The organism is Streptomyces sp. 13-12-16, assembly GCF_002114215.1.
GTDB lineage: Bacteria > Actinomycetota > Actinomycetes > Streptomycetales > Streptomycetaceae > Streptomyces.
Genome location: NZ_NCTE01000692.1, coordinates 1 through 2880 on the forward strand (window position 1 = coordinate 1; position 2880 = coordinate 2880).

The 2880-nt window shown below is 73.9% G+C and carries 4 protein-coding genes; 1 reads left to right on the top strand and 3 read right to left on the bottom strand.

Going from position 1 to position 2880, the window contains the following annotated elements:
• Window positions 1-240, top strand: a 240-nt coding sequence (locus tag B7767_RS47415) for a hypothetical protein (protein WP_218775821.1), incomplete at its 5' end; no start/stop codon positions are given.
• Here the strand turns inward: B7767_RS47415 and B7767_RS26385 are convergent.
• The 3 genes from B7767_RS26385 to B7767_RS26395 form a co-directional block, all read right to left on the bottom strand.
• On the bottom strand, window positions 237-692 hold the full coding sequence (locus tag B7767_RS26385; RefSeq protein WP_085574377.1) for a hypothetical protein: 456 nt from the start codon (window positions 690-692) through the stop codon (window positions 237-239). The two genes, B7767_RS47415 and B7767_RS26385, sit on opposite strands and share 4 nt — an antisense overlap.
• Window positions 693-724: 32 nt before the next feature.
• A complete protein-coding gene (locus B7767_RS26390) occupies window positions 725-2116 on the bottom strand; it encodes an NAD(P)/FAD-dependent oxidoreductase (protein ID WP_085574380.1) in 1392 nt (463 codons plus the stop codon).
• Between the two features lie 334 nt (window positions 2117-2450).
• The coding region (locus B7767_RS26395) for a response regulator transcription factor (RefSeq protein ID WP_143652644.1) at window positions 2451-2880 on the bottom strand (430 nt) is incomplete at its 5' end.

Here is a 2880-nt window from a genome sequence, read left to right on the forward strand (position 1 = left end):
CCCGGGCACCGGATCGCCCGGGCCGCTCCCAGCCCGCCCGGACGGACCGGCACCGCGAGGCGCGTACGCGAGCCGGGCCCGCGCACGGCGATCCCCTTCCGCTCGGTCACGGCCGCGGCCCTGCGCACCACGGCACCGCGCCCGCACGCTCATGAGGGCGTCCACCCCCTGGCCTCCCCGTCCACGGCGGCCACCGGCTTCCACGGAAGACACGCGAGGGCCACGAGTCCGGGAACCTAGCGCCGCGTGCTACGGGCCAGCCAGGGGGAGAGGTTGGGGTCCAGGATCAGCTCCCTGTACGTCTCGTCCCCGGGCAGCGGCACGACGAGCCACTGACCGGGCGGGAACAACCGCCCCTTGGTGGTGGCGAGCCCGCCGTAGACGGACCTGAGGAACCCGGGGACGGAGTCCCGTGGCACGTCGTGGAACTCCACCCCCTCGACGGTGATCCTGGCATCGTCCTCGGGGAACAGCCGGACGCTCACGGCGGGCGACCCCGTCAGCTCCACGAACGCCTCGTGCGGCAGCGATCCGTCGGGATCGAACACGGTGCACGGCTCGGCCGACGTGCGCCGCGAGGTCTGGTCCGCGCCGATGTCCTCCGTGACGGACACGCTCACCCCGAACTCGGCCGCGATCTCACGAATCGCCCGGACGGCGGCCTCAGTGGTCGGCAGACGCGCTTTCTCCATGTTCCGATCATGCCGGGAAACCCGGAAGAGGACTAGACCAGTGTTGCTTGCCTGTCCGGGCCCTGCCCGCTCGGACCTCGGGTCCCCTCCGGTGCCGCGGGAGGCTCCGTCGGCGTCGGTGCGGGCCGGGAGAAGAGGACGGCGCGGGCCACCGGCGGAGCGAACAGCGCGGAGACGGGTCGGGCGAGCGTCAGTACGGAACGGAAGGCGCCGCCCACGACAGGGTCGCCGGGTGCCCTCTCCTGGACCCGGCGCAGGTACCAGTCCGCGACCCGGTCCGCCGGGCCGCCGTCGAGGGCGTTGCCGAGGGCACCCGGCATCTTGCGGTCCGCCCCGGCGGAGATGTCCCACGCCTGCCGGGACGCCGCGAGCAACGCCCGCTGCACGCGCCGGGTCGTAGGCGTACGGCGCGGATCGGCGAGCGCGTCGCGCAGGGCGACCGCGCTCATCGCGGCGACGGCCATGCCCTGGCCGTAGATCGGGTTGAAGGTGCACAGCGCGTCACCGGTGGCGAGGAACCCCGCCGGCGGGCCGGGCAGGTCGTAGCGGCGGCGGACATTGGCGGTGCGCCGGTAGCCGAACGGCGGGGAGAGCGGTTCGGCCTCGTTCATCCAGCGGTCCAGGAGCGGATGGCCCAGCCGCTTGGCGTACGTCACGAACTCGTCCTCGTCCGTGGGCGGTTCGTCGCCGCGCAGCCCGGAGACGATCACCAGGTGGGTGCCGTCCTCCAAGGGCAGCGCACCGCCGCCGTGCGGTTGGGAGGGGCCGGGATAGACGTAGTACCCGGCGGTCGCACCGTCGAGAACCCCCTCCGGGCCGCGGTAGACGCGGGAGGCGTAGGCGAGCCCCGTGTCGAGGGTCTCCTCGTGCGGGGCCGCGGCGCCGATCGCGGCGAGCCACTGCGGGGCCTTCGTGCCGGCGCCGGAGGCATCGACGACCAGGTCGGCCTCCAGCGCACGGGGTTCCGCGCGTGTGTCCCCGGACCGCTCCCGCAGCAGCACGCCCCGCACCCGTGAGGCGTCACCGAGGAGCCCCACGGCATCGGCGCCCTCCACGGTGCCGATCAGCGGGTTGGCGAGAACCCGCCGCCGTACCAGCTCCTCCAGTTGCGCACGGGACCCGGTGAAGATGTGCGTGGAGGCGGACACCCGGCGGAACCAGCGCCCGGCCTGCCAGAGCACCAGGTCCGACGGCATGCCCACCCACGGCGCGCCCGCCTCCCGCAACTCCGCGAGGAAGCCCGGCAGCAGCGCTTCCACGGCCACCTGCCCGCCCTGCAGCAGCACATGGGGATGGCGCCCCTGGGGCACCCCGGACCGCGGCTCGGCACCGCCCGGGAGCCGGTCCCGCTCGACGACGGTCACCCGGTCGGCATGCCCGGCCAGCACATGCGCCGCGAGCAGCCCCGCGAGGCTCCCGCCCACGACCACCACATGCCGCCCACCCCAACGGCCCTCACCTACGGCAGAGTTCACCGGCCCACTCCCTGGTCGTCCCGACATCGAGTCCACACAAGTATCCCGCCAACCGGGCCGGGTTGACCGAGTTTCAGCCCTTCTGCCCACCCGTCCGGAGGGCGCAGCACAAGCCGAGGGGTCCGGCGAGACCGCCGTAGAGGTCCGTTTCAGGTACAGGTAGTCGCCCCCTCCTTGACGGACCGGCACCCGGCGAAGCGGCCCGCCCGGCCGGGGCAACCGCCTGGACGACCGATGCCCGGCTCGGCCGACGGCAGTGCGCCGGTGGTCCGTCGCCCTCCGTTCAGGGCAGCAGGCGCTGCTCCTTGGCGACGGCCACGGCGCCCGCGCGGGTGTCGACGTCGAGCTTGTCGTAGATGCGACCCAGGTGTGTCTTGACCGTCGCCTCGCTCAGGAAGAGAGCCTTGGCGATGTCCCGGTTGGTCAGTCCGCGGGCCAGCTGGCCGAGGATGTCACGCTCGCGGTCGGTGAGTGCGGGGCGCGGGCTGCGCATCCGGGCCATGACCCGGTGGGCGACGGGTGCGGACAGGGCGGTACGGCCGGCGGCGGCGCTGTGGATGGCCGTGAACAGCTCGTCGGGGCGCTCGGCCTTGAGCAGATAGCCGGTGGCACCCGCCCCGATGGCGCGGGTGATGTCCGCGTCCGTGTCGTACGTGGTCAGCACCAGGACGTGGACCGAACCGCCGGAAGCGGCGGTGATCCGGCGGGGGGCC